3 protein-coding genes are annotated in these 2,773 nt (G+C 63.2%); 2 read left to right on the top strand and 1 reads right to left on the bottom strand.

Features of this window, described 5'->3' with window-relative positions; translation table 11 throughout:
- Both EN984_RS29725 and msrB read left to right on the top strand, forming a co-directional pair.
- A partial coding sequence (locus tag EN984_RS29725) for a fasciclin domain-containing protein (protein WP_206517510.1) occupies window positions 1-190 on the top strand: 190 nt, incomplete at its 5' end.
- Between the two features lie 212 nt (window positions 191-402).
- Window positions 403-906 carry a peptide-methionine (R)-S-oxide reductase MsrB gene (gene msrB, locus EN984_RS29720; protein WP_127267220.1) on the top strand — a complete coding sequence of 168 codons (504 nt, stop codon included), beginning with the start codon at window positions 403-405 and terminating at the stop codon, window positions 904-906.
- Between the two features lie 176 nt (window positions 907-1,082).
- On the opposite strand, the gene EN984_RS29715 is transcribed toward msrB, so the two are convergent.
- A complete protein-coding gene (locus EN984_RS29715) occupies window positions 1,083-2,681 on the bottom strand; it encodes a DHA2 family efflux MFS transporter permease subunit (protein WP_127384164.1) in 1,599 nt (532 codons plus the stop codon).
- Between the last annotated feature and the right edge of the window lie 92 nt (window positions 2,682-2,773).

The raw sequence follows: 2,773 nt of genomic DNA, 5'->3' as shown, positions 1-2,773 counted from the left end.
GGCCAAGGCTGACGGCGGCGCCCACAAGGTCAAGACGGTCGGCGGCTGCGAGCTGTCGCTCAAGGCCGACGGCGGCAAGGTCACCGTCACCGACGAGAGCGGCAATGTCGCCAATGTGACGATCGCCGATGTCGAACAGTCCAATGGCGTCATCCACGTCATCGACAAGGTTCTTTTGCCGAAGATGTAACAAGGGGATTGCTGCCGGCGAACTGGCAGCAAGGGCCCTCCGTCGATTGCACGATCCCGCTACCGTGATCCGCAATTGACCCGCGCACTCCGCGCCGCCCATATTCGGATGTGGGAGGGCGCGGAGTGTTCGTTCGAGGGGGCTACCGTCACCGGCTTTTGATTTCCGCGCGGCGGTATAGTTTGGCAAAAGGACATCAGGAGGAACCGGTCATGAACCGTCGCGACTTTCTTTTGAGCGGTGCCGCCGCCATCGGCGTCGTCGGGGCCGCAGCAACGATGCTGCGCATGGGCGATCCGCAGGCAGCACAGGCCGCCGAAAAATTCGAAGTCACCAAGACCGACGCCGAGTGGAAAGCCATCCTGTCGCCGGCCGCCTTCGACGTGCTGCGCAAGGAAGGCACGGAGTATCCCGGCACCAGCCCGCTGCTCAACGAACACCGTAAGGGCATCTTCGCCTGTGCCGGCTGCGACCTGCCGGTCTATTCGTCGGAGACGAAATTCGATTCCGGCACCGGCTGGCCGAGCTTCTGGCAAGAGATCCCCAAGGCTATCGGCACGACCGTGGACCGCTCGCTCGGCATGACGCGCACCGAGGCGCATTGCCGCCGCTGCGGCGGCCATCTCGGCCACGTCTTCGACGACGGTCCGGCGCCGACCGGCCTGCGCCACTGCATCAACGGCGTCGCGCTGACCTTCAAGCCCGCCACAGCCTGACAAATTCCAACTGGATATGAAAAACTCCGGGCTTGCGGCCCGGAGTTTTTTGCGCGGTCAGAGCTTTTTCGGGCGTGGACTGGAGGAGCTTCCCGAAACAGCTGCCCACGTATCTCTGTCTTGTCGCAATTCCTGACGGAAAACCGCCTTACACTTTTCCTGGAATTGCTCCGGTATCAGTGGCCGCCGCCACCACCTCCACCCTCCGCCGCGGCCGGCTTGCGGATCAACATGGTGAACAGGCCAAGCGTCGCAAACAGCACCGTCAGCATGAAGAACACATCCATGAATGACAGCAGCGCCGCCTGCTGCTGGACCATGCCCGACAGCTTGGAGATGGCAGCACTTGTCGCATCCAGGCCGGGGGTTTGCTCGAAATTGAGCGTCATGTTCTGCAGCTTGGTCTGCGCGGCTTCACTGCCCCATTGCACATGCTCGGAGAGCCTTGCGTAGTGGAAGGCATTGCGGTCGATCAGCACGGTGTTGATCAGCGCGAGGCCAACCGCACCGCCAAGGTTGCGGGTGAGATTGAACAGGCCGGACGCATTCTTCAGCCGCTCGGGCGGCAAGGTGCCGAGCGCGATGTTGTTGATCGGCACCATGCACAGCATCATCGAACAGCCGCGCAGGATCTGCGGGATGAGCAGCTCGTTGAAATCCCAGTCGGCGGTCAGATGCGTCATCCACCAGGTGCCGGTGGCGAAGCCGAAGAAGCCGATCATCATCATCAGCCGCGGGTCCATCTTGTTCGACAGGATGCCCGAGATCGGCGCGGTGAAGAACATGGCCAGGCCGCTGACGAACAGCGCCTCGCCGATCATCATCGAATCGTAGCCACGGATGCGCCCGAGATACACCGGGTAGAGATAGGTCAGGCCGTAAAGGCCGATGCCGATGACGAAGGAAAACAGCGAGCCGAAGGCGAAGTTGATGTTGGTGAAGGCCTTCAGGTCGACGATCGGCTCCTCGGCGGTGAACACCCGCCAGAAGAACAGCACCGCGCCGATGGTCATGACAATGGCGCAGATGAAGACGCCCTGGTCCTGCAGCCAGTCATTGTTGGGGCCTTCCTCGAGCACATATTCCATGCAGCCCAGGAAAGCCGCCATGCCGGCGAGGCCCCACCAGTCGAACTTGCTGAACAGCTTGAGGTTGGGCTTGTCGAAGTCGATCAGCGTCCAGGCCGCCGCTGTCACCAGGATGCCGGGCACGACATTGACCAGGAACAGCCAGTGCCAGGACATGGCATGGCTGATATAGCCGCCGACAGTCGGGCCGATGGTCGGCGCCAACGTCGCCACCAGGCCGATCATCGGCGAGACGAAGGCGCGGCGCGAGGGCGGGAAGATGGTGAAGGCAGCGGCGAAGACGCTCGGTATCATGCCGCCGCCGATGAAGCCCTGGACGGCGCGGTAGACAATCATCTGGTCGATGTTGGTGGCAGTCGCCGCCAGCGCACTGGCCGCGGTGAAGCCCGCCGCCGAGATCGTGAACAGCACCCGCGTCGACAGCATCCGGCTGAGGAAGCCCGACAGCGGGATCATCACCACTTCGGCGATCAGATAGGCGGTCTGCACCCACGGGATTTCGTCGGAGCTGGCGCTCAGGCCGGCCTGGATTTCCGACAGCGAGGCGGAGACGATCTGGATATCGAGGATGGCCATGAACATGCCGAACACCATCGCCAGGAAGGCGATGACGCGCCGCGTCGAAATGGTGTCAGGCACAGCCGGCCTCGCCGGCGGCGCTCCTGCTGTCAGGGTTGCGGTTGCCATGGCATTGCTCCCGTCGCCGCTCAGTTCGCGGCCACTGGGCCCGACCCGGATGGGGCGGTGCGGCTGTCGACGTCGACGATGACGCTCAGGCC

Origin of the sequence: Mesorhizobium sp. M7A.F.Ca.CA.004.12.1.1, from assembly GCF_003997835.1 — a bacterium.
Taxonomy (GTDB): domain Bacteria; phylum Pseudomonadota; class Alphaproteobacteria; order Rhizobiales; family Rhizobiaceae; genus Mesorhizobium.
This window is presented reverse-complemented; position numbering and strand designations above follow the sequence as displayed.

Bases quoted from the DNA above. Each gene is read 5' to 3' on its own strand.
- msrB (WP_127267220.1), top strand. From the start codon at position 403: ATGAACCGTCGCGACTTTCTTTTGAGCGGTGCCGCCGCCATCGGCGTC.
- EN984_RS29715 (WP_127384164.1), bottom strand. From the start codon at position 2,681: ATGGCAACCGCAACCCTGACAGCAGGAGCGCCGCCGGCGAGGCCGGCT.